General features: G+C 67.8%; 22 protein-coding genes. 12 read left to right on the top strand and 10 right to left on the bottom strand.

Annotated elements, in window-relative coordinates:
* Nucleotides 1-43 precede the first annotated feature (43 nt).
* From ACZ5IQ_RS01395 to ACZ5IQ_RS01380, 4 genes are all read left to right on the top strand, one after another.
* Nucleotides 44-610 carry a GNAT family N-acetyltransferase gene (locus tag ACZ5IQ_RS01395; RefSeq protein WP_133425858.1) on the top strand — a complete coding sequence of 189 codons (567 nt, stop codon included), beginning with the start codon at nucleotides 44-46 and terminating at the stop codon, nucleotides 608-610.
* 137 nt (nucleotides 611-747) lie between these two features.
* Complete coding sequence (locus ACZ5IQ_RS01390) at nucleotides 748-1,896, top strand: uroporphyrinogen-III synthase (RefSeq protein WP_133425857.1); 1,149 nt, start codon at nucleotides 748-750, stop codon at nucleotides 1,894-1,896.
* A complete protein-coding gene (locus ACZ5IQ_RS01385) occupies nucleotides 1,893-2,576 on the top strand; it encodes a sirohydrochlorin chelatase (RefSeq protein ID WP_133425856.1) in 684 nt (227 codons plus the stop codon). The genes ACZ5IQ_RS01390 and ACZ5IQ_RS01385 overlap by 4 nt, the downstream gene beginning before the upstream one ends.
* A 65-nt stretch (nucleotides 2,577-2,641) precedes the next feature.
* A complete protein-coding gene (locus tag ACZ5IQ_RS01380) occupies nucleotides 2,642-3,454 on the top strand; it encodes a hypothetical protein (protein WP_212808009.1) in 813 nt (270 codons plus the stop codon).
* Nucleotides 3,455-3,467: 13 nt separating this feature from the next.
* On the opposite strand, the gene nirD is transcribed toward ACZ5IQ_RS01380, so the two are convergent.
* From nirD to ACZ5IQ_RS01360, 4 genes are all read right to left on the bottom strand, one after another.
* Nucleotides 3,468-3,857: a nitrite reductase small subunit NirD gene (gene nirD, locus ACZ5IQ_RS01375; protein ID WP_212808008.1), complete on the bottom strand. Its 390-nt coding sequence runs from the start codon at nucleotides 3,855-3,857 to the stop codon at nucleotides 3,468-3,470.
* Between the two features lie 13 nt (nucleotides 3,858-3,870).
* Nucleotides 3,871-6,387: a nitrite reductase large subunit NirB gene (nirB, locus tag ACZ5IQ_RS01370; protein WP_464480693.1), complete on the bottom strand. Its 2,517-nt coding sequence runs from the start codon at nucleotides 6,385-6,387 to the stop codon at nucleotides 3,871-3,873.
* 127 nt (nucleotides 6,388-6,514) lie between these two features.
* Nucleotides 6,515-6,931, bottom strand: coding sequence for a hypothetical protein (locus ACZ5IQ_RS01365; protein ID WP_464480692.1), 417 nt, complete (start codon nucleotides 6,929-6,931; stop codon nucleotides 6,515-6,517).
* Nucleotides 6,922-7,680 (bottom strand): isocitrate lyase/PEP mutase family protein, encoded by a 759-nt coding sequence (locus tag ACZ5IQ_RS01360; RefSeq protein WP_464480691.1) that lies wholly within the window; start codon nucleotides 7,678-7,680, stop codon nucleotides 6,922-6,924. Before ACZ5IQ_RS01360 ends, ACZ5IQ_RS01365 begins: the two co-directional genes overlap by 10 nt.
* Nucleotides 7,681-7,825: 145 nt before the next feature.
* Between ACZ5IQ_RS01360 and ACZ5IQ_RS01355 the strand changes: the two genes are divergently transcribed.
* The 5 genes from ACZ5IQ_RS01355 to ACZ5IQ_RS01335 all read left to right on the top strand — a co-directional run bounded on the left by ACZ5IQ_RS01355 (nucleotide 7,826) and on the right by ACZ5IQ_RS01335 (nucleotide 11,998).
* Nucleotides 7,826-8,113 (top strand): hypothetical protein, encoded by a 288-nt coding sequence (locus tag ACZ5IQ_RS01355; protein ID WP_061001457.1) that lies wholly within the window; start codon nucleotides 7,826-7,828, stop codon nucleotides 8,111-8,113.
* Nucleotides 8,114-8,209: 96 nt separating this feature from the next.
* A complete protein-coding gene (locus ACZ5IQ_RS01350) occupies nucleotides 8,210-9,037 on the top strand; it encodes a hypothetical protein (protein WP_020103516.1) in 828 nt (275 codons plus the stop codon).
* Nucleotides 9,038-9,099: 62 nt separating this feature from the next.
* Complete coding sequence (locus ACZ5IQ_RS01345; RefSeq protein ID WP_138247710.1) at nucleotides 9,100-11,004, top strand: fumarate reductase/succinate dehydrogenase flavoprotein subunit; 1,905 nt, start codon at nucleotides 9,100-9,102, stop codon at nucleotides 11,002-11,004.
* Nucleotides 11,005-11,006: 2 nt separating this feature from the next.
* Nucleotides 11,007-11,759 carry a succinate dehydrogenase/fumarate reductase iron-sulfur subunit gene (locus ACZ5IQ_RS01340; protein WP_029121197.1) on the top strand — a complete coding sequence of 251 codons (753 nt, stop codon included), beginning with the start codon at nucleotides 11,007-11,009 and terminating at the stop codon, nucleotides 11,757-11,759.
* Between the two features lie 77 nt (nucleotides 11,760-11,836).
* Nucleotides 11,837-11,998 carry a hypothetical protein gene (locus ACZ5IQ_RS01335; RefSeq protein ID WP_166427982.1) on the top strand — a complete coding sequence of 54 codons (162 nt, stop codon included), beginning with the start codon at nucleotides 11,837-11,839 and terminating at the stop codon, nucleotides 11,996-11,998.
* A gap of 1 nt (nucleotide 11,999) precedes the next feature.
* Here ACZ5IQ_RS01335 and ACZ5IQ_RS01330 read toward each other — a convergent pair whose 3' ends face one another.
* The 6 genes from ACZ5IQ_RS01330 to ACZ5IQ_RS01305 all read right to left on the bottom strand — a co-directional run bounded on the left by ACZ5IQ_RS01330 (nucleotide 12,000) and on the right by ACZ5IQ_RS01305 (nucleotide 18,344).
* Entirely contained in the window at nucleotides 12,000-12,485 is a 486-nt protein-coding gene (locus tag ACZ5IQ_RS01330) for a flavin reductase family protein (RefSeq protein WP_406775412.1), read from the bottom strand.
* A gap of 69 nt (nucleotides 12,486-12,554) precedes the next feature.
* Nucleotides 12,555-13,961, bottom strand: coding sequence for a dTDP-4-dehydrorhamnose reductase (gene rfbD / locus ACZ5IQ_RS01325; protein ID WP_464480690.1), 1,407 nt, complete (start codon nucleotides 13,959-13,961; stop codon nucleotides 12,555-12,557).
* Between the two features lie 14 nt (nucleotides 13,962-13,975).
* The gene (rfbB, locus tag ACZ5IQ_RS01320) at nucleotides 13,976-14,974 is read right to left on the bottom strand and encodes a dTDP-glucose 4,6-dehydratase (protein WP_464480689.1); all 999 of its coding nucleotides are present in this window, start codon (nucleotides 14,972-14,974) and stop codon (nucleotides 13,976-13,978) included.
* A complete protein-coding gene (rfbA, locus tag ACZ5IQ_RS01315) occupies nucleotides 14,974-15,843 on the bottom strand; it encodes a glucose-1-phosphate thymidylyltransferase RfbA (RefSeq protein WP_064859854.1) in 870 nt (289 codons plus the stop codon). Before rfbA ends, rfbB begins: the two co-directional genes overlap by 1 nt.
* A 36-nt stretch (nucleotides 15,844-15,879) precedes the next feature.
* A complete protein-coding gene (locus ACZ5IQ_RS01310) occupies nucleotides 15,880-17,394 on the bottom strand; it encodes a serine/threonine-protein kinase (RefSeq protein WP_464480688.1) in 1,515 nt (504 codons plus the stop codon).
* Between the two features lie 77 nt (nucleotides 17,395-17,471).
* Nucleotides 17,472-18,344, bottom strand: a complete 873-nt coding sequence (locus tag ACZ5IQ_RS01305; RefSeq protein ID WP_212807999.1) for a CDP-diacylglycerol diphosphatase — start codon at nucleotides 18,342-18,344, stop codon at nucleotides 17,472-17,474.
* Nucleotides 18,345-18,666: 322 nt separating this feature from the next.
* Here ACZ5IQ_RS01305 and ACZ5IQ_RS01300 point away from each other — a divergent pair, with 322 nt between their 5' ends.
* From ACZ5IQ_RS01300 to ACZ5IQ_RS01290, 3 genes are all read left to right on the top strand, one after another.
* A complete protein-coding gene (locus ACZ5IQ_RS01300) occupies nucleotides 18,667-20,379 on the top strand; it encodes an AMP-binding protein (protein ID WP_212807998.1) in 1,713 nt (570 codons plus the stop codon).
* Between the two features lie 9 nt (nucleotides 20,380-20,388).
* On the top strand, nucleotides 20,389-21,030 hold the full coding sequence (locus tag ACZ5IQ_RS01295; RefSeq protein WP_212807997.1) for a GAP family protein: 642 nt from the start codon (nucleotides 20,389-20,391) through the stop codon (nucleotides 21,028-21,030).
* Nucleotides 21,031-21,151: 121 nt separating this feature from the next.
* The gene (locus tag ACZ5IQ_RS01290; protein WP_064857731.1) at nucleotides 21,152-22,558 is read left to right on the top strand and encodes an IS1380 family transposase; all 1,407 of its coding nucleotides are present in this window, start codon (nucleotides 21,152-21,154) and stop codon (nucleotides 22,556-22,558) included.
* The last annotated feature ends 113 nt before the right edge of the window (nucleotides 22,559-22,671 follow it).

The following is a 22,671-nucleotide window of genomic DNA, read 5'->3' as shown; positions in this document are numbered from 1 at the left end:
ACAGGCACCAGCGCAGGCTGCGCAATCCTGGTAGAACGAGGGGGTGCACCCCACGGATCTCTCCCGCGTCCACAACGTTCACACGGCGCGACTGGTCCACACCGCTGATCTGGATGCCGAGACCCGGGAGGGCGCCCGGCAGATGGTCATCGACGCCTACGACGGCGATTTCTCGGATGCCGACTGGGAGCACTCACTGGGCGGCATGCATGCGCTGGTCTGCCGCCACGGCGCGATCATCGCGCACGGTGCGGTCGTCCAACGCCGGCTGATGTACCGCAACACCGCGCTGCGGTGCGGCTACGTCGAAGCCGTTGCGGTCCGCGAGGACTGGCGGGGCCAGGGCCTGGCCACGGCGGTGCTCGACGCCGTCGAGCAGGTGATCCGCGGCGCCTACGAGATCGGGGCGCTCAGTTCCTCGGATGCGGGACGGCCGATCTACACCGCACGCGGCTGGCTGCCGTGGCGGGGCACGACGTCCGTGCTGGCGCCCGCCGGCGTCAATCGCACGCCCGAAGACGACCATTCGCTGTTCGTGCTGCCGGTCTCGGTTGAGGTCGACACCACCGCCGACATCACGTGTGACTGGCGCGAAGGCGACGTCTGGTGAGGTCTTGTGAGGTTTCTGCCCACAAAAGCCCAGTTCAGCACCGCGTGTGACATAAACGTCACCGTTTCCGGGGCGGCGACACCGCTGAGCAATGGCCGGGTAACCAGCCGGAAACACGTTGTCCCTTCACTGAACGCATGAGTGATCCCGAACGGGCCCCGCTCACCGGATTTCGGGTGGCGGTGACCTCCGCACGACGTGCCGATGAGCTGTGCACCCTGCTGCGCCGCCGCGGCGCGACGGTGATCGCCGCCCCCGCCATCTCGATGGTCCCGCTGCCCGACGACGACGAGCTCCGCACCAACACCCAGGCGCTGCTCGAAGTGCCGCCCGACGTCCTGATCGCCACGACCGGCATCGGCTTCCGCGGCTGGATGTCCGCCGCCGACGACTGGGGCGTGTCAGGCGAACTGACCGATGCCCTCAGCCGCGCCCGGATCGTCTCCCGCGGCCCCAAGGCCACCGGTGCGCTGCGGGCGGCAGGCCTGCCCGAGGAGTGGTCACCCGATTCCGAGTCGTCCCGCGAGGTGCTGGGCTACCTGCTGCAGGGCGGTATCGCCGGCATGCGGATCGCCGTGCAGCTGCACGGCGCCACCGATGAGTGGGACCCGTTCCCCGAGTTCCTCGATGAGCTACGCCGCGCCGGCGCCGACGTCGTCCCGATCCGGGTGTACCGGTGGCAGCCGGTGCCGTCCGGCGGTGCATTCGACTCGCTGGTCAGCGATATCGCCGAGCGCCGGCTCGACGCCGTCAGCTTCACCTCGGCGCCCGCGGTGGCGGCGACCCTGATGCGCGCGACCGAGCTCGGCATCAATGATCAAGTGCTGGACGCGTTTCGGGGCCCGGTGCACGCCATGTGCGTCGGGCCGGTGACGGCGCGGCCGCTGGCCCGGCTCGGGGTGCCGACGTCCGCCCCCGAGCGCATGCGCCTGGGTGCGCTCGCGCGCCACATCGCCGATGAGCTCCCCGTGCTGCAGACCCGAAAGCTGCGGGCCGCCGGACACGATCTCGAGATCCGTGGTACCTGCGTCGTGGTCGACGGGGTGGTCAAGGACCTCTCGCCGGCCGGGATGTCCATCGTGCGGGCGCTGGCGCTGCGGCCCGGTGCGGTGGTGTCACGGCAGGAACTGCTGGCCGCGTTGCCGGGCAGCGGGTCGGACACCCATGCCGTCGAGACCGCGGTGCTGCGGCTACGAACCACGTTGGGCGACAAGGAGATCGTCGCGACCGTGGTGAAGCGTGGCTACCGGCTGGCGGTCGATGACTACTCGGTAGGTGCACGATGAACCCCGTCCTGGTCGCCCACGGCACCCGCAAGGGCTCGGGTGTCGCGATGATCGGCGAGCTGGCCGAGCAGGTCAGCGGACTGCTGGACCGTCGCGTGCACACCGCGTTCGTCGACGTCCTCGGGCCCACACCGGCCGAGGTGCTGTCGACGCTGCCGCCCGGACCCGCCGTCGTCGTCCCGGCCTTCTTGTCGTCGGGCTACCACGTCCACAAGGACATCCCCGCCGGCATCGCCGAAAGCGGCCACCGGGACGTCACGGTGACGCCGGCCCTCGGGCCCTCGACCGCAATGGTCCGGGTGCTCGCCGACCGACTGATCGAATCGGGCTGGCGCCCATCGGATTCCGTGGTGCTGGCGGCTGCCGGAACCTCGGACCCGCGTGCAGCCGGTGACCTGCGCCGGACGTGCGCCATGCTGTCGGCGACGCTGGGCAGCCGCGTCGAGCTCGCATTCGCGATCAGTGGCACGCACTGGGTGGGCGACGTGGTGGCCCGGCTGCGGAAGCACGGCGCCGAACGCGTCGCCGTCGCGTCGTACCTCTTGGCCGACGGCCTCTTCCAGGACCGGCTGTACACGTGCGGAGCCGACGTGGTGACCGACCCGTTGGGCCGGCACCCGGGCGTCGCCAAGCTGGTGGCACACCGGTTCCGGACGGCCCGGTTGTCGCTGGCCGCCTAGGTTTTCGGCGGAAACGCAAGGGGTACCGCGCATTTGTGGGGGATATCGCGGCCCATACTGGAGACATGGCCAAGCGGACGGGCAATGACGTAGCGCTGGACACCTACCGGTTTCTCCGTGGCGGCATGGTGGTCATGGCCGTGCTGTTGGGTGCCGCGCTGGCCGTCGAGCGCGCGCACGCCACGTGCTGGCAGACGTCGATCAGCGCCTACTACTTCACCACCGCGCATGCCGTGTTCGTGGGCGTGCTGTTCGCCATCGGCGCCATGCTGATCGTTTACCAGGGCGCCAGCGACACCGAGAACACGCTGCTCAACCTGGCCGGGGTGTTGGCCTTCGTGATCGCCGTCGTCCCCACCACGCGGCCGGTACTGCAGTGCGGCACAGCTGATCCCGTGGCAGTGCAGACGGGGTCGGCCGTACTGTTCAACGCCTGGACGGTCACGGTGGTGCTCGCCGGTTCACGCGCCGCGTCGTGGTTGTTGTTCCGGCCCAAGCGGCCCGGCACCGTGCTGGGTGCCGCCGCGAGGTGGCTGCAGCGCGCGGTGCTCGGGACCGGCGTCGTGGTGCTGATCGTGGCCCCGGACTGGTTCCGGATCAACGCCCACGGCATCGCCGCGGCCGTCATGTTCGGCGCCATCGTGCTGACGGTGTTCAGCTCGGCTTTCGGCACCGCGCCGGCGTGTGGAAGTCGTTACCGTGGCGCGTACCAGACGATCTCACTGTTGATGGCCGCCAGCTTGCTGACCGCGGTGGTGCTGCACCTGAGTCTCGACGGCTTCAATCACGCCGTGCTGATCGCGGAGATCGCGCTGATCATCGAGTTCACGGCGTACTGGGTGTTGCAGACCATCGAGGACAACAGCTGCTCGCGCTGATGCCCAGCGGCAATCAGGCTGCCACGTCGACGCCCAGCGGGCCGATCTCGACCAGACCGGCCCACACCCGGATCGGGTAGACGGGCAGGCGCACCGAGGGATCATCAAGGCAGACACCGTCATCCAGGGCGAAGGCCTGCTTCTTGATGGGGCTCTGCACGCAGACCCGGCCGGCGCGGTCACCGACGAGCCCACGGGACATCACGGCCGCACCGGAGAACGGGTCGATGTTGCCGACGGCGTACAGCGATCCGTCGTGCAGGCGGAACAGCGCGGCCTGCGAGCCGTCGGGCAGCAGCACGCCGGCACCGCGGCCGGGCACCAGCCGGTGGTACGAGCAGACCGCGGTCCACTCCGAACGGTCCTGGTACTGAGCAACTTCGGAAAGGTCGTTGAGCGTCATCGTGGCCTCCTGATCAACTCTTGGCGGGCGGGACGGTGGGCATGCCGATCGGCACCTTGCGGCCGTTGCGTTCGGTGAACGCGATGGTCGGGTCGGCGACGTCAGGCGCGTTGACGAACGAGACGAACTGGGTCAGCTTGGCCTTGTCCTCCAGTACGCCCTTCCACTCGCAGGAGTAGCCGTCGACGTGCCGTTCCATGGCGGCTTCGAATTCGCTTGCCAGGCCGAGAGAGTCGTTGCACACGACGTCGCGGACGTGGTCGAGGCCCATCTGGTCGACCCAGGGGGCGGTGCGCTGCAGCCGGTCCGCGGTGCGGATGTAGAACATCAGGAACCGGTCGATGTAGCGGACGAGGGTCTCGTCGTCGAGGTCGCCGGCCAGCAGCTGCGCGTGGGCGGGCGTCATACCGCCGTTGCCGCCGACGTACAGGTTCCAGCCGGTCTCGGTGGCGATGACGCCGACGTCCTTGCCGCGGGCCTCGGCGCATTCCCGGGCGCAGCCGGAGACACCCATCTTGATCTTGTGCGGCGACCGCAGGCCGCGGTAGCGCAGCTCCAGATCGATGGCCATCTGCACCGAATCCTGCTGGCCGTAGCGGCACCAGTCGCTACCGACGCAGCTCTTGACGGTGCGCAGCGACTTGCCGTACGCCTGCCCGGACTCCATGCCGCCGTCGACCAGCCGCCGCCAGATTTCCGGCAGCTGGTCCACCCGGGCACCGAACATGTCGATTCGCTGGCCACCGGTGATCTTGGTGTAAAGCCCGAAGTCCCTGGCGATCTCGCCGATCAGGATCAACTGCTCCGGCGTGATGTCACCGCCCGGGACGCGCGGCACCACCGAGTAGCTGCCGTTCTTCTGGATGTTGGCCAGGAAGTGGTCGTTGGAGTCCTGCAGGGCGGCCTGTTCGCCGTCGAGGATGTGGCCACTACTGGTCGACGCCAGGATCGAGGCGATGGCGGGTTTGCAGATGTCGCAACCCTTTCCGGTGCCGAACTTCTCGATCAGGCCGGAGAACTTCCGGATCTCGGTGGCCGAGATGATCTCGAAGAGCTCGGCCCGCGACTGCGGGAAGTGCTCGCACAGCGCCTTGGACTGCTCGACGCCCTGCGCTTCCAGCAGCTGCTTGAGCAGCGGAACGCAAGAGCCGCAGGAGGTTCCGGCCTTGGTGCAGGCCTTCAGGCCGGCGACGTCGGAGCAACCGCCTTCGATCGCACCGCACAGGTCGCCCTTGGTGACGTTGTTGCAGGAGCAGATCTGGGCGGCGTCCGGCAGGGCGCCCACGCCGAGAGCGCTTGCGCCGTCACCGGAGCCGGCCGGGGCGATGAGCGCCAGCGGGTCGCCGGGCAGCGCCTCGCCGACCATCGGGCGCAGCACGCCGTACGACGACGCGTCGCCGACCAGGATGCCGCCCAGCAGGGTCTGGGCATCGTCGGACAGCACCAGCTTGGCGTAGGTCTGCTTCACCGGGTCGTTGACCACGACCTGCAGGCAGTCGGGCGTAACGCCCTGCGCGTCACCGAAACTCGCGACGTCGACGCCGAGTAGCTTCAGCTTGGTCGACATGTCGGCCTCGGGGAATTCGGCAGCGCCACCGAGCAGGCGGTCGGCGACCACCTCGGCGGTGGTGTAACCGGGGCCGACCAGGCCGTAGCACCGGCCCTCGACCGCCGCGACCTCACCGATGGCGTAGATGTCGGGATCGCTTGTCACGCAGGACAGATCGGTCAGGACGCCGCCGCGCTCGGCCAGCTCCAGGCCGGCGTCACGGGCCAGCTCGTCGCGCGGACGCACACCGGCGGCGAAGATGACCAGGCCGGCGTCGATCAGGGTGCCGTCGCTGAGCAGCACGCGGATGCCCTCGTCGAGCGGCTCGATGGCGTCGGTGCCGACATCCAGGTGCACCGAGATGCCCAGCTTGCCGATCATGCGGGCCAGCAGCGCACCGCCGGCGTCGTCGAGCTGCTGGTTCATCGGACGGGGCGCCCGCTCGACGATGTGGGCCTGCATGCCGAACTGGCGCAACGCATTCGCCGCTTCCAGGCCCAGCAGACCACCACCGATGACGACACCGGTGTTGTTGCCGTGGTCGGCCGATCGCTGCATGGCGGCGCGGATGCCGTCGAGGTCGTCCAGGGTGCGGTAGACGAAGCAGCCGTCGAGCTGGTGACCAGGCACCGGCGGCACGAAAGCGTAAGAGCCCGTGGCCAACACCAGTTTGTCGTACGCGATGCCGCGGCCCGACTCGGTCACCACCGTCTTGGTGGCGCGGTCGATACCGCCGACCTTGTCGGCCAGCACGAGGTCCACGAGCCCGTCGCCGTCATACCCGTTGCCCGGCAGCGCCAGCTTCGACCGGTCCCAGTGCTCGGTGTAACCCGTGAGCCCCACCCGGTCATACGCGGCGTCCGCTTCTTCGGACAGCACTGTGATGCGCCATTGGCCCGCGGCATCCCGCGAGCGCAGCGCCTCGACGAGGCGGTGGCCGACCATTCCGTGGCCCACGACCACAAGGTTCTTCGCGTCCATGCCCCAAAAGGTAGGGAGCCGATATTGCGAATTGTGTTGCCGCGTGTGAATCGACCGTCACGCTCTTCTCACAGGCCTCGGCAAACGCCCGTGAAGTGAGTGGTCCGGGTCACAGACCTGCGGAAAGCTACCCGACGCCGGCGGGCGGGACCGTGGTCGCCGTCGTGTACGGGTTGTAGATCGTCGTCGTGGTGGTCGTCGTCCCGTAACCGGAGGTGCTCGACGGCGTGTAGGTGCTGGTGGTCGTCGACGTCTCGTCCGTCGTCGACGTCTCCGACGTGCTTTCCGTCGTCGTCGTTGTCGTCGTCGTGGTTGTGGTGGTCGTCGTGGTGGTGGTTCGGGTCGTCGTCCGCTTGGTGGTCGGATACGTCGTCAGCACGGTGGAGTCACCGACGGGACCCGACGGCTGCTCGGACTCCTCGGAGGTCTGGACCACCTGATAGATGAGGATGATCAGCAGGATCGCGGCGGCAACGCCGGCGGCCCACCACAATCCGTAGTTTTCGTCGGCACCGCGCTCGTGCTCGGAGTCGCTCACTGCCACCGCGCCAGCATGTCGGCGGCCACCGTGCCCAGAGCCCGCTGCAGGAACGGCCCGAAACTGATGCGGCCGACACCCAGCGGACCGAAGGACGCGGGATCGTCGGACTCCGGGATCGCGATGGCGTTGATCGGCAACGGCAGGTCGGCGGCCAGCCGGCGATAGGTGTCGTCGTCGTGGCGGCCCACCGGATACAGCGAGTCGGCCCCGGCATCGGCGCACAGCTTCAGTCGCTGGACAGCGCGCTCGTACCGGTCGGCTTCGTCGCCGATCTGGCGCAGGAACAGGTCGGTGCGGGCGTTGATCACCACGTGGACGCCGGAAGCGTCTGCCGCCCTGCGCAATTCACCGACCAGGTCGGCGTGCTCCTGCGCGTCGCGGATGCGGCCCCCGTCCTTGTGCACGGTGTCCTCGATGTTCAGGCCGACGGCGCCCGCGGCCAGCAGTCCGGAGATCAGACGGCTCGGGGCCTCGCCGTAACCGGATTCGATGTCGACGGACACCGGCACATCGACGGCCGCGGTGATCTGGCTGACGCGCGTGGTGAGGTCGTCGAACGACATGCCCTCACCGTCGGGCTTGCCGACCGAGTCGGCGACGGGGTGGCTACCGACCGTCAGCGCGGCGAATCCGGCGGAAACCGCGAGCGTTGCCGACCAGGCGTCCCATACGGTCGGCAGGACGACCGGATTTCCCGGCTGGTGCAGGGCCAATAGAGCTTCGGCGCGCTGCGCCAGAACCGCGTCGGACATGGTCACACCGTACCGACAGCCACTGCGGCGACATGCCGACACCGTCCCGACAAACGTGACCTGTCTCACTTTCATCTCCGGATCTGACTAGCATCCGGTGTCGTACTGTGATTTATGACACCCTTCAGCCCAAGGAGGTCGCACGATGTCCACCACCACTGAGCTCACCGAACTGCACGAGTTGATCGGCAGTTTGCGCCGGTCCGTCAGCTCGCTGGCCGCCAAATACGGGGACTCCCCCGCCACCCGCCGCATCGCGAATGACGCCGAGCGCCTGGCCGTCGACATCGAGCGGCTGGACATCGACATCGAAGAACTGGAATTCAGCCGCGGCATCAAGCAACAGGGCCCGGCCAAGGAAAAGATCGTGATCCCTGACCACGACTACTCCAGCGAGTTCTGGCACGACCACGACGGTGGCGTCGGCGGCTGACCGACATGGGCACGACGGTCCGTCGTGCCCATCACCGGCCCGTACCCACAACTTCATAGGTAGGCCCTGCCCCCAAACGAAATCGAGGATGCTTTCGTGAGCGCACCCGCCGCCAACCGCCCCGGGACCGGCGTCTTTTCCCCCACGCGTGCGCAGATACCGCAGCGCACCCTGCGGACCGATAACTGGCTCAAATCCCCGATTCTCATCGACCTGGGTTTCGCGGCGTTCGTCATCTACGCGACGGTGCGCGCCTTCCAGCGGGACCACTTCTACGTCGCGGACTACCACTACCTGACGCCGTTCTACTCACCGTGTCTGAGCGTCAAGTGCGGTGCGGCCAGCGAGTTCTGGCCCCAGATTCTGCCGGCCGACGGACCGCTGTCGCTGATTCCGTTCGCGGCGCTGTCCCTGCCGTTCCTGCTGCTGTTCCGGCTGACCTGCTACTACTACCGCGGCGCCTACTACCGCACGGTGTGGCAGTCCCCGACGGCCTGCGCCGTCGCCGAACCGCATGCCAAGTACACCGGTGAGACGCGGTTCCCGCTGATCATCCAGAACACCCACCGGTACTTCTTCTACATCGCGGTCATCATCTCGGTGATCAACACCTACGACGCCATCGTCGCGTTCCACTCGCCCAGCGGTTTCGGCTTCGGGCTCGGCAACATCATCCTGCTGGGCAACGTCATCATGCTGTGGGTCTACACGGTGTCCTGCCACTCCTGCCGGCACGTCACCGGCGGCCGGCTCAAGCACTTCTCGAAACACCCTGTGCGCTACTGGATCTGGACCCAGGTCAGCAAGCTCAACACTCGCCACAAGCTGTACGCGTGGATCACCCTCGGCACCCTGATGTTCACCGACTTCTACGTCATGGCGGTGTCGGCCGGGTGGTTCAGCGACCCGAGGTTTGTCGGATGAGTTTTGTCGGCAACGAAACTTTTTGATTTTCAACGCTATTCACGACAATTTGGAGTTATTTCATGGCTGAACTCGAACGGCACGAATACGACGTCGTCGTAATCGGAGCCGGCGGGGCGGGGTTGCGTGCGGTCATCGAGGCCCGGGAGCAGGGCCTGCGGGTCGCGGTGGTGTGTAAGTCGTTGTTCGGCAAGGCCCACACCGTCATGGCCGAAGGCGGCTGCGCCGCCTCGATGCGCAACGCGAACTCCAAGGACAGCTGGCAGGTGCACTTCGGTGACACCATGCGCGGCGGCAAGTTCCTGAACAACTGGCGCATGGCCGAGCTGCACGCCCGCGAAGCACCGGACCGCGTGTGGGAGCTGGAGACCTACGGTGCGCTGTTCGACCGCACCAAGGACGGCCGGATCAGCCAGCGCAACTTCGGTGGCCACACCTACCCGCGGCTGGCGCACGTCGGTGACCGCACCGGCCTGGAGATCATCCGCACCATGCAGCAGAAGATCGTCTCGCTGCAGCAGGAGGATTTCGCCGAGACGGGTGACTACGAGGCCCGCATCAAGGTGTTCCACGAGTGCACCATCACCGAGCTGGTGAAGGACGGCGACCGTATCGCCGGCGCGTTCGGCTACTGGCGCGAGTCGGGCCGCTTCGTGCTGTTCGAGGCACCGGCCGTGGTGCTGGCCACCGGCGGCATCGGCAAGTCGTTCAAGGTGTCGTCGAACTCCTGGGAGTACACCGGCGACGGGCACGCCCTGGCGCTGCGGGCCGGCGCGACGCTGATCAACATGGAGTTCATCCAGTTCCACCCGACCGGCATGGTCTGGCCGCCGTCGGTGAAGGGCATCCTCGTCACCGAGGGTGTGCGCGGCGACGGCGGAGTCCTCAAGAACTCCGAGGGCAAGCGCTTCATGTTCGACTACATCCCCTCGGTGTTCAAAGGCCAATACGCCGAGACCGAGGAAGAAGCCGACCAGTGGCTCAAGGACAACGACTCCGCCCGGCGCACCCCTGACCTGCTGCCGCGCGACGAGGTGGCACGCGCAATCAACTCCGAGGTCAAGGCCGGTCGCGGCACCCCGCACGGTGGCGTCTACCTCGACATCGCCTCGCGCATCCCGACCGAAGAGATCAAGAAGCGCCTGCCGTCGATGTACCACCAGTTCATGGAGCTGGCCGAGGTCGACATCACCAAGGACGAGATGGAGGTCGGCCCGACGTGCCACTACGTCATGGGTGGCATCGAGGTCGACCCCGACACCGGCGCGGCCCGGACGCCCGGCCTGTTCGCCGCGGGCGAGTGCTCGGGCGGTATGCACGGCTCCAACCGGCTGGGCGGCAACTCCCTGAGCGACCTGCTGGTGTTCGGCCGGCGGGCCGGTCTCGGTGCCGCGCAGTACGTGAAGGCGCTGCCGGCGCGGCCCGTCGTCTCCGATGAGGCGCTGACCACCGCCGCGCGGGAGGCGCTGGAGCCGTTCGACGAGCACGTCGGCGCCGAGAACCCGTACACCCTGCACACCGAGTTGCAGCAGTCGATGAACGACCTGGTCGGCATCATCCGCACCAAGGAAGAGATCGAGCAGGCGCTGCTCAAGCTCGACGACCTCAAGCGCCGGATGCACAACGTGACCGTCGAGGGCCACCGGCAGTTCAACCCCGGTTGGCACCTGGCCATCGACATGCGCAACATGCTGCTCGTCAGCGAGTGCGTCGCCAAGGCCGCCCTGGCCCGCACCGAGAGCCGCGGCGGCCACACCCGTGACGACTACCCCGAGATGAGCGCCGACTGGCGCAACATCCTGTTGGTCTGCAGCGCCGGTGGCGGCGACCCGATCGTCCCCGACGTCACCGTCACCCCGGAGCAGCAGGTGCCCATGCCCGCCGAACTGCTCGCCTGCTTCGAGCTGTCCGAGCTCGAGAAGTACTACACCGACGCCGAACTGGCCGCCCATCCGGAACGGAGCTAGCGATGAGCAACAGCTACCAAGCCAATCTGCGGGTCTGGCGCGGGGACGACACCGGCGGCGGTCTCGACGACTTCAAGGTCGAGGTCAACGACGGTGAGGTGGTGCTCGACATCATCCACCGCATCCAGGCCACGCAGGCCCCGGACCTCGCGGTGCGGTGGAACTGCAAGGCCGGCAAGTGCGGGTCGTGTTCGGCGGAGGTCAACGGCCGTCCCCGGCTGATGTGCATGACGCGCATGTCGACGTTCGACCCGGCCGAGACCGTCACCATCACCCCGCTGCGGGCGTTCCCGATCATGCGCGACCTGGTGACCGACGTGTCGTTCAACTACGAAAAGGCGCGCCAGATCCCGTCTTTCGCGCCGCCGAAGGACCTCAAGCCCGGCGAGTACCGGATGCAGCAGGAGGATGTCGAGCGCTCGCAGGAGTTCCGCAAGTGCATCGAGTGCTTCCTGTGCCAGAACACGTGCCACGTGGTGCGCGACCACGAGGAGAACAAGCAGGCGTTCGCCGGGCCGCGCTTCCTGATGCGGGTGGCCGAGCTGGACATGCACCCGCTCGACACGCTGGACCGCAAGGACATGGCGCAGGACGAGTTCGGCCTGGGCTACTGCAACATCACCAAGTGCTGCACCGAGGTCTGCCCCGAGCACATCAAGATCACCGACAACGCGCTGATCCCGATGAAGGAGCGCGTCGCCGACCGCAAGTACGACCCCATCGTCTGGCTGGGTAACAAGCTCTTCCGGCGGTAGGTTGCCGATCCGGCGGGGCCGGCGATGTTTCGGCGTAGGCTCGGAAGGGCAGCCAATCCGTGACGAAAGGCAGCCAGATGGGCCAATCAGAAACGCACAGTGTCAACGACATTCGGACCGCGATCCGCGAGCTCTCCTTGCGCGCCGAACTGGCCCGCAAGGAAGGGCGGCCTGACGACGCCGCTGAACTCGAGGCGCGGGTCGCGGGGTATCGCCAGGAGCTGGCCTCCCGACCCTGACTCAGGCCTCCAGGCGGCGGAATGCGCTGCGGTGGAAGACCATCGGCTCGACATCGGGGTTGATGACGATGTCACTGATCGCCAGGACAACGATGGTGTGATCGCCCGCGGGAACCAGCTGATCGATCGACGTCTCGAGCCACACGCTGGTGCCGTGGATGAACAGCGCGCCGTTGTCGCGCGCCTCGGTTTCCATGCCCGCGAAGCGGTCGCCGGTCTTGGCGGCGAGGGTGCGCGCCGCGGCGTCGTGCTGCTGGCCCAGCACGCTGATGCCCAGGGCCGGCAGGTCCTTGAGCTTCGGCCAGGTGGTCGACGTGTTCTGCACACAGAACGACACCAGCGGCGGTTCCAGCGACACGGGCACGAAGGTGCTGGCGGCCAGGCCGACCTTCTCGCCGTTGACGTGGGCTGCGATGGCGACGACGCCGATCGGGAAGTGGCCGAACGCCGCGCGCAGGGATGCCGGGCTGAGATCTGTAGAGCTCATAGTCCGTCCATCTTCACATGGCACTCCCCGAGTCACCCGAGCAAGCGTCCGCTTGGCGGGAACGCCCTGCTACCGGCCGAGGTAGCGCGCCAGCGAGTCTTCGGCCGCCTCGGGTATGAATCCCGTTGATTCCAGCTTCTGCGTGTCAAGCACGCTGTTGCGCGGCCGCGGGGCCACCGCGCCGGTCGCCGAGGAGAAGTAGGCCTCGGTGCTGACGCCTGTCACCCGCGCCGGGTCGTGGCCGGAGAGCTCGAATACCCGGCGCGCGATGTCCGCCCACGACATCGCCGGACCCGAACCGGTGACGTTGTACGTCCCGTACGGCGCGCCGGTCGTGGTCAGGTGCCGGATCGCCCGGGCCAGCTCGGGGGTGAACGTCAGCCGCCCGACCTGGTCGTCGACCACGGACGGGTCGACGCCGCGCTCTGCCAGCGACGCCATGGTCCGGACGAAGTTGCGGCCGTCCCCGATCACCCACGACGTCCGCAGGATGTAGTGCCGCGGCACCGTCGCGACGATCTGGTCGCCGGCCGCCTTGGTCTGGCCGTACACGCCGAGCGGGGCGATCGGGTCGTCCTCCCGGTAGGGCGAGTCGGAGGTGCCGTCGAAGACGTAGTCGCTGGAGAGATGCACCAGCGTGAGGCCGCGGGCGGTCGCGATACGGGCCAGCGCGGCAACGCCGGTGACGTTGACGGCCCAGGCGTCGGCTCGCCCGCTCGGGGTCTCGGCCGCGTCCACGGCGGTGTACGCGGCGGCGTTGATGACGGTGTCGTAGTCCTGCCACCGCAGCACCGACTCGAGGTCACCGGCCAGGTCCACCTGCTCGCGGGTGACGAACTCGACGCTGGGGTCGTCACCGTATTCGGCGCGCAGGGCCCGGCCGACTTGGCCATCGGCGCCCAGTACCAAGGTCTTTCGCGGTGCGACCGGTTGGATGTCCGCCAGCCGCGGATGCGTCCGGTCCTTGGCCGAGAGCTCGGCGCGCTCGAGCGGAATCGGCCAGTCGATGGCCAGCGTCTCGTCGGCCAGGTTCACCGAAACATACTGTGCGTCAGGCGAATAGTGGTCGTTGACGAGGTAGACGTACGCGGTGTCGGGCGCCAGGGTCTGGAACGCGTTGCCGACCCCACGGGGCACGAACACCGCCCGCGACGGATCGAGCTCGGCCGTGAACACCGCGCCGAACGTCGGGCCGTCGCGCAGGTCGACCCAGGCGCCGAAGATCCGGCCGGTCGCCACCGAGACGAACTTGTCCCACGGTTCGGCATGGATGCCGCGGGTCGTGCCCGCCGCGTCGTTGAAGGAGATGTTGTTCTGCACGGGCCCGAAATCCGGCAGCCCTAGCGCCGTCATCTTCTCGCGCTGCCAGTTCTCCTTGAACCAGCCGCGGTTGTCGCCGTGCACCGGCAGGTCCCAGACGGTCAGGCCCGGAATCGGTGTGGCATTGGCGGACAACGGTTTTCCGTACTCGGTCACGGGTTGCCCATCGCTCACTGACCCTGGCTCGCGTAGCGCGCTTCGGTGGCGTCCTTGACCGGACGCCACCATGCCTCGTTGTCGCGGTACCAGGCGATGGTGGCGCTCAGGCCGTCGGCGAAGTCGACATATTTTGGCTGCCAACCGAGTTCGGTGCGCAGCTTGGTCGAATCGATGGCGTAACGCAGGTCGTGTCCGGCGCGGTCCGTCACGTGGTCGTAGCCGTCGGCCGGCCGCCCCATCTGAGTCAGGATCATCTCGATGACGGTCTTGTTGTCCTTTTCGCCGTTGGCGCCGATCAGATAGGTCTCGCCGAGGCGCCCCTTCTCGATGATCGTCAGCACGGCGGACGAGTGGTCGTCCACGTGGATCCAGTCCCGCACATTGCGGCCCGCGCCGTAGAGCTTCGGCCGGATACCGCACAGCACGTTGGTGATCTGCCGGGGGATGAACTTCTCGACGTGCTGGTAGGACCCATAGTTGTTGGAGCAGTTGGAGATTGTGGCGCGGACGCCGAACGAGCGCACCCACGCCCGCACCAGCAGGTCACTGCCGGCCTTGGTCGACGAGTACGGCGACGACGGGTTGTAGGCGGTGCGTTCGGTGAACTTGGCGGGGTCGTCGAGTTCGAGGTCACCGTAGACCTCGTCGGTTGAGATGTGGTGCAGCCGGGTGCCGTGCTTGCGCACCGACTCCAGCAGCGTGAACGTCCCGACCACGTTGGTGTGCAGGAACGGTTCCGGATCGCGCAGGGAGTTGTCGTTGTGCGATTCGGCGGCGAAGTGCACCACGACGTCGGTCGTCGCCATCAGCTCGTCGACCAACGCGGCGTCGGCGATATCCCCCAGGACGAACGTCATTCGCTGTTCGGGCAGGCCCGCAAGGGACTCCCGGTTGCCCGCGTACGTCAGCTTGTCCAGCACCGTCACGTGATGGTCGGTGTGGTCCAGGACGTAGCGGACGAAGTTGGCCCCGATGAACCCCGCGCCCCCGGTGACCAGCAGGCGTGCCATCAGTATCCCCTGTCCAACAGGTCCAGCAGGTACGTGCCGTAGCCGGACTTCACCAACGGCTCGGCGCGTGCCCGCAGCTCATCACCGCTGAGATAGCCACGCCGCCAAGCGATTTCCTCGGGCACGCCGATCTTCAGACCGGTACGACGTTCGATGGTCCGCACGAACTCGGCGGCGTCCGTCATCTGGTCGAACGTCCCGGTGTCGAGCCATGCCGTGCCGCGGGGCAGCACCTGAACCCGTAACCGGTTCTGCGCCAGGTACGTTCGGTTGATATCGGTGATCTCGTACTCGCCGCGGGCACTGGGCTTCAGCTCACGCGCGATCGACACCACGTCGTTGCTGTAGAAGTACAGACCCGGCACGGCGTAATTGCTCTTGGGCACTGCAGGCTTCTCCTCGAGCGAAACCGCCTGCCCGGCATCGTCGAATTCGATGACGCCGTAGGCCGAGGGTTCGGCGACCCAGTAGCCGAAGATCGCGCCGCCGTCGACGTTGTTGAACCGCTGCAGCTGCGTGCCCAGCCCCGGGCCGTACAGCAGGTTGTCGCCGAGGACGAGCGCCACACTGTCGCCGCCGAGGAAGTCCGCGCCGATGGTGAAGGCCTGCGCCAGTCCGTCCGGCGAGGGCTGCTGGGCGTAGCTGATCGAGACGCCGTACTGCGACCCGTCGCCGAGCAGCCGCTCGAAACTCGGCGCGTCGAGCGGCGTCGTGATGACCAGGATGTCGGTGATCCCCGCCAGCATCAACGTGGACAGCGGGTAGTAGATCATCGGCTTGTCATAGACCGGGATGAGCTGCTTGGACACCCCGGCGGTGACGGGGTGTAGTCGCGTGCCCGCGCCCCCTGCCAGGATGATGCCTTTCACCCGGCCATCCTGACATACGCGCACCGCGTCAGGTGCTCACCGAGCAGACTCCACCGCGGGCTCGGACGCCAGTGTCTTGCCGTTCTGCACGATTTCCAGGCCTGACGACGAGACGTGGTATTCCGCCGAATCGGGATCGTTGAACGCGACGAAGCCGTCGCCGGACTCGTTCACGGTTCCCAGTCGGATCGTCGCGTCGTCGGACAGCCGGTAGCCCAGGTAATACAGCACCCCGACGCCGCTGCGGCAGATCACGACGGCCGACTGGGCGGTACGCAGGATCATCGCGGCCTCGTCGGCCCCGGTGCACCGGGCGGCGCCGTTGTAGGTGGTGAAGCCGTGGGTGTCGGCGTCGGGCAGCACCATTCGTGCTGTGGTGGGCACCAGCGAGGTGGACGTCTCCGGCTCGGTGGACTCGACCGACGTCACGGTCACACCCGTCGTCTCGGGCGCGGTCGTCGTGGCCTCCGCCGAAGTCGTTGGGCCGCTGCGACCGTCACGCCCGCGCATCAGCACGACGCCGACGAAGACCAGGGCCACCACCAGCAGGACGCCCACTCCGGTCAGTGCCCAGGCCGTCGGGCTCATGCCGGATCGTGCCGCCGTCGGCGGATCCGGTTGGCGCACAAGGCCCATGGGCACGACGGGCGGCGCCGACCGCTGCGTCGGCGCACCGGGTACCGCAGGGGCCGTGGCGACCGGCGGCAGCGTCGCCGCGGCCCCGCGTGCCAGCGCCGTGGCGAAATCCGAACACGACGCGAAGCGGTCGGCCGGCCGGCGGGCCATCGCGATCGCCATTACGGGGTCCAGATCGGCGAGATCCGGGCGGACCTCCGCCAGCCGCGGCACCACACCACTCACGCGTTGACTGATGAGCACCACAGGCGTCGAATCGCCACCCGGGGGCCGACCGGTCAGCAGCTGAAAAGCGGTGGCGGCCAAGGCGTATTGATCCGAGCGACCATCCAGCTTCTCCCCGAGCAACTGCTCCGGCGCCGCGTAGTTCGGTGTGCCGAGCGTCATGTTGGTCGACGTCAATGCGTCGAAATCGTCCACACGTCGGGCGATCCCGAAATCGGCCAGCAGCACCCGGCCGCGGCCCGGGCCTCCGGAGCCCAGCAGGATGTTCGCGGGCTTGACGTCACGGTGCAGCAGCCCGCGGCTGTGCGCATGGTCCAGCGCGTCGGCGATGGCGGTGACGATCGCGATCACCTGGTCCCGCGGCATCCCGCCCGGACACTGCGTCCTGAGGACGTTTCCGGCGTCGGAACCGTCGACGTAGTCCATCGAGATCCACAGTCGCCCGTCGTATTCGCCGCGGTCGTGCACTCCGACGATGTGCTGATGCCACAACGTCGCCGCGGCGTCGGCCTCACGCTCGAAGCGCCGCCGGTATTCGGCGTCGGCCGACAGCGATGCCGGTAGGACCTTCAGCGCGTCGGTGCGGGGCAGCCGCGGGTGCTGCACCAGGTAGACCTCGCCCATACCGCCGGCGCCCAGTTTTCTGACCACGGTGAATCCGGCGAAGACCGATCCATCGGGCAGCGACATGGTCGGATCGTAACCGCCGAAACGCGAAAGAGCGGCCACCCGAGATGATCTCGGATGGCCGCCTTTTCGACGCAGCCCTACCTCTTGTCCATGATTCCTTCGATCTGGTCGACACCGTGGATGCCGCTGTTGGTGTCGCTGGCCAGGACGATGAGCCCGTTGCCCTCGTGGTTGAGCGTGACCAGCATGGCCTCGTGCGCCATCGCGGCGTGCTTGTTGCCGTGGTTGTAGAGCGGCGTGACGACGTCGTCGTTCAGCTTGGCGAAGAAGTTGGTGTCGATGCCGTTCGCGTTCCAGGCCCGGTACTGATGCTTGCTGTTCTTGAGGAAGGTCTGGTCGTGGTCGGTGACCTCGATGACCTGGTCGACCCACTTGTGCTCGTCCTTGCTGACCTTGCCGGCCTTGACGGCCCGGTCGATGTCTTCGCGGGCGGCGCCGTAGAGCCGGGTGAGGTGGATGTGCAGCTGGTCGTATCCGCGGCCGTCCTGCGAGTTGATGCCGAGGGCCCAGTCCGGCGAGCTCCCGAAGTGGATCGAGTCGTAGGCGTCCTTGAAGTAGTTCGGGGCGTCCGAGCGCAGCAGGTTGGGGCATTCGATCCCGGTCTCCCGGACCGTCGGCACCACCAGCAGATCCTGGACCGCCTTGATGTCCTGCTTACCCGGGTGCACAGCGAAGCCACGGATCGAGTCATTGCCCGGCCACTGGACCTGCAAGTTGTGGCCCGGGTTCTTCGGCGAGTGCTCGCCGGTGGTGCCGTGCGCCGGCGGCTTCACGCCGTCCCAGATCTTGTCGTCCTTGTGGGTGAGGTCGCACTCGTTGAAATGCTGCGTGCCCGTCTCTGCGTGGGCGGCGGGTGAGAGACCGAACGCCAGCGCCGGCGCTACCACCAGGGCGGCGGCGGCCGCGATACGGCGGGTGAAGCGGGAGCGGGTGGTGGTCGTGGTGGTCATATCGTCTCCTGAAGGTTTGGGGTGGGTGCCTTGCGGCGTTGAAATAACCTTCGCGGAATCGACGCCCCAGGTCAGTCCACTGATCGGGCCCTCGACCGGACGAAATCCGCGTCCCCCGATTGGGGGACACGCGCGGCTCCCGATGGACCGGCCTCCTGCCACACAGTCGATTTGGAGCCGTCAACTTTCGTTGACCGTCAACGAAAGTTGACGGCTCCGGACGACAGGTGTTTGTGGGGACCGTCCCTCCGAGCCCGGCGTAGCGCACCTGACCGGCAAACCAGGTACCACCGGTCTCATGTGAGTTGAGTAACCTGGCGCCATGTCCGATGCGTCGATCCTGTCCGTGCTGCGCGAGCGCGCCGGTGCGACTCCCGACGACATGGCCTACACCTTCACCGACTACGACCACGACTGGGACGGCGTCACCGAGAGCGTGACGTGGGCCCAGCTGTACCGGCGCACGCTCAACGTGGCGCACGAGCTCCGCATGCACGGCGTTCCCGGCGACCGCGCGCTGATCATCGCGCCGCAGGGGCTGGCCTACATCGTCGGGTTCCTGGGCGCCATGCAGGCGGGTTTCATCGCGGTGCCGCTGTCGGTCCCGCTACCCGGCTCGCATGACGAGCGGGTCAGTGCCGTCATCACCGACACGTCGCCCACGGTTGTGCTGACCACCGCGGCCGCGTTCGACATCGCCGCGCAGAACGTGGACGACGGTGCCTCCATGGTCGCCGTGATCGCCGTCGACACCCTCGACCTGGATGCGGACCGCGACTTCGACGAAGAGGTCCCGCCGGGCCCCGATATCGCCTATCTCCAGTACACCTCCGGGTCGACGCGGCTGCCGGCCGGCGTGATGATCTCGCACCGGAACCTGCGGGTGAACGTCGAGCAGTTGCTGGCCGACCTGCTGTCGCAGCACGGTGGAGAGCTGCCGCCGGGGTCGACGCTGGTCTCGTGGCTGCCCTTCTACCACGACATGGGCCTGGTGCTCGGGATCGCGGTCCCGATCTTCTCCGGCCACAAGGGCGACCTCATGAGCCCGATTGCCTTCCTCACGCGCCCGGTCCGCTGGCTGCAGGCGCTGTCGCGGAACAACCCCGCATGGTCGGCCGCCCCGAACTTCGCGTTCGACCTCGCGACGCGCCGCGTCACCGACGAGGAGATGGCCGAGCTCGATCTCAGCGGCGTCATCGGCATCAACAACGGCGCCGAACGCATCCACCCACCCACCCTGATCAAGTTCGACGAACGCTTCGCCTCCGTCGGCTTCCGGCCCGAGATGATGGTGCCGTCGTACGGCCTGGCCGAGGCGACGCTCTACGTGGCCAGCGGTGCGCACGGCCGGCCGCCAGAGGTCGTCGAGTTCGCCGCAGACGAACTCACGCAGGGCATCGCGTTGCGCAAAGCGGGTGGGACGCCGCTCATGCGGTACGGCCGGGCGCCGTCGCCGCTGCTGGAGATCGTCGACGCCGACACCTGCCAGCTGTGCCCCGACGGCGTCGTCGGCGAAATCTGGGTCCGTGGCGACAATGTCTCCGCCGGGTACTGGCGCAAGCCCGAGCAGACCGGGTCCGCCTTCGACGCGACCCTGGTGGACGCCCCCGAGGGCACGCCCGAGACGGGCTGGCTCCGGACCGGGGACCAGGGCTTCCTCTCCGACGGCGACCTGTTCATCGTGGGCCGCATCAAGGACATGCTGATCGTGCGCGGCCGCAACCACTACTCCGACGACATCGAAGCGACGGTGCAGAAGATCAGCCGCGGCCGGGTGGCGGCGATCGCCGTCACCGACGACCACACCGACCAGCTGGTCACCATCATCGAACTCAAGTCGCGCGCCGACGCCGCTGAGCTCGATGGGCTGAAAAACGATGTGGTCGCGGCGATTTCGCGGGCGCACGGGTTGCAGGTCGCCGACGTCGTGCTAGTGGAAGCCGGGTCGATCCCGACCACCACGAGCGGCAAGATGCGCCGGTCGGCGTGTGCCGAGCAGTACCGGCAAGGGCAGTTCGTCCGGTTGGACGCGTAACCGCGCCGCATGTGGATCACCCTGCTGGTGATGGCGGTCGCGGTCAGCCTGGAGCCGTTCCGCATCGGCATGTCCGTCGTCATGCTGAACCGGCCCCGCCCGCACCTGCAGCTGGCCGCGTTCCTGTGCGGTGGTTTCCTGATGGGCCTGTCCGTCGGCGCGGTGGTGCTGTTCTTCCTCGAGTCGCGGCTACCCGCTTGGGCCTCAGCACATTTCAACCTGCCGACGGTCCAGATCGTGATCGGTGTCCTGGCGTTGGTGGCGGCCGTGCTGCTGGCCGTCACGAAGGGAAAGGACCGCGAGCTGCCCGCGTGGCTGAGCCGGCTGCTCGACGGCCGGTCCCTGTGGGTCGCCGGCGTCGCGGGCCTGGGCATCGCGCTGCCCTCGGTCGACTATCTCGCGGCGCTGGCCGTGATCGCCGCCGCAAACCTCGAGGCCGGGGTTCGGATGGGTGCGCTGGTGACCTTCAATGTCGTGGCGTTCTCGTTGGTCGAGATACCGCTGCTGGCCTACCTGATCGCCCCGCAGCGCACGCGGACGGCAATGAGCAACCTGCACAACTGGATTCGCGCCCGCCAGCGCCACGAAGTCGCGGGCCTGCTGGCGGTGGTGGGTGTGGTACTGGTCGCGGCGGGTGCGTTGGGAATCTAGCCCGAATTTTTCGCGGATTGTTGCTGGTGAGGGTGTGTAGATAAGCGAAAGTGCCTGTCCTGCAAGGAATAATCGGACTTGTCTAAGGTTCGGATCGTTCCAGCGGGAAGGCACCTCGCAGGTGAAGAATATCGCGACCGCAGCACGGGTGAAAGTGTCCGCCGACGGCCACGGCGTCGTGTCGCATGCCGGGATGGCCATGTTGCGGGAACTCGCGGACCGGACCGGGCTATCGGCGCAGGTCACCGCCGCGTTGGCCGACACCTACCGCGGCCCGTGGGTGTATGCCCCCGGGGAGGTGTTCGCCGACCTGGCGGCCGCGGTCGCCGACGGAGCGGACTGCATCGACGCCGTCGGCCAACTGTGCGGCGACCGGGAGCACGCCTTCGGCGCGAAAGCCTCCACGACCACGATGTGGCGGCTAATCGACCAACGGATCGACGCCGCACATCTGCCCGCGGTGCGGGCAGCACGAGCCGCCGCACGGGTGGCGGCGTGGGAGGCCGGCGCCGCCCCCATCTCGGGCGATTGGCTGCACATCGACATCGATGCCACCCTGGTGATCGATCACTCCGACAACAAGCACGGTGCCACGCCGACCTGGAAGAAAACGTTCGGCCACCACCCGCTGCTGGCCTTTCTGGACCGCCCCGAGATCGCCGGTGGGGAAGCCCTGGCCGGGCTGCTGCGCACCGGCAACGCCGGCTCCAACACCGCCTCCGACCACATCATCGTCTTGGCCCAGGCGCTGGCGGCCCTCCCGCCGGGGTGGCGACCCGACCCGAATCGCGACCAGGATGTCCCCCGACCGCAGGTGCTGGTGCGCTGCGACACCGCCGGGGCCACCCACCGATTCGCCGCAGCCTGCCGCACCGCGGGAGTCGGGTTCTCCTTCGGCTACCCCGTCGATGCCCGGGTCCAGGACGCCGTGGACACCCTCAACCTCGGGGCGTGCTGGTATCCGGCGATCGAGGGCGCCGGTGGTCTGCGTGACGGTGCCTGGGTCGCCGAGGCCACCGATCTGGTGAGCTTGGACTCCTGGCCGCCCGGAACGCGGTTGATCCTGCGCAAGGAGCGCCCGCATCCCGGTGCGCAGTTGCGGTTCACCGATGCTGACGGGATGCGGGTCACCGCGTTCATCACCGACACACCACCCGGTGTTGTTCCAGGGCAGGTCGCCGGTCTGGAACTACGGCACCGCCAACACGCCCGCGTCGAAGACCGGATCCGCGAACTGAAGGCCACCGGCCTGCGTAACCTGCCGTGTCACGGTTTTTGGGCCAACGCCGCCTGGCTCGAAATCGCCCTGGCCGCCGCCGACCTGGTCACCTGGTGCCGACTCATCGGATTCCGCACCCATCCCGGTTTGGCCCGTGCCGAGATCGCCACGTTCCGCTACCGGGTCCTGCACGTGGCCGCCCGCATCACCCGCAGCGCCCGCCAAGTCCGGTTGCGCATCGATGCCACCTGGCGGTGGGCCGCCCAGATCGCGACCGCCTGGCAGAAGATCCGCACCGCCTTCGGTTGACCGACAGCCCCATCTCCGATCGACCACGAAAGGCCAACTGGCACTGGGAAAGCCCGCCCCTCCCGGCGACACGGGATCACCCCACCACGCCCCGAGGCCGCAAAAAACCACCC

The organism is Mycobacterium toneyamaense (genome assembly GCF_055384815.1).
This window is presented reverse-complemented; position numbering and strand designations above follow the sequence as displayed.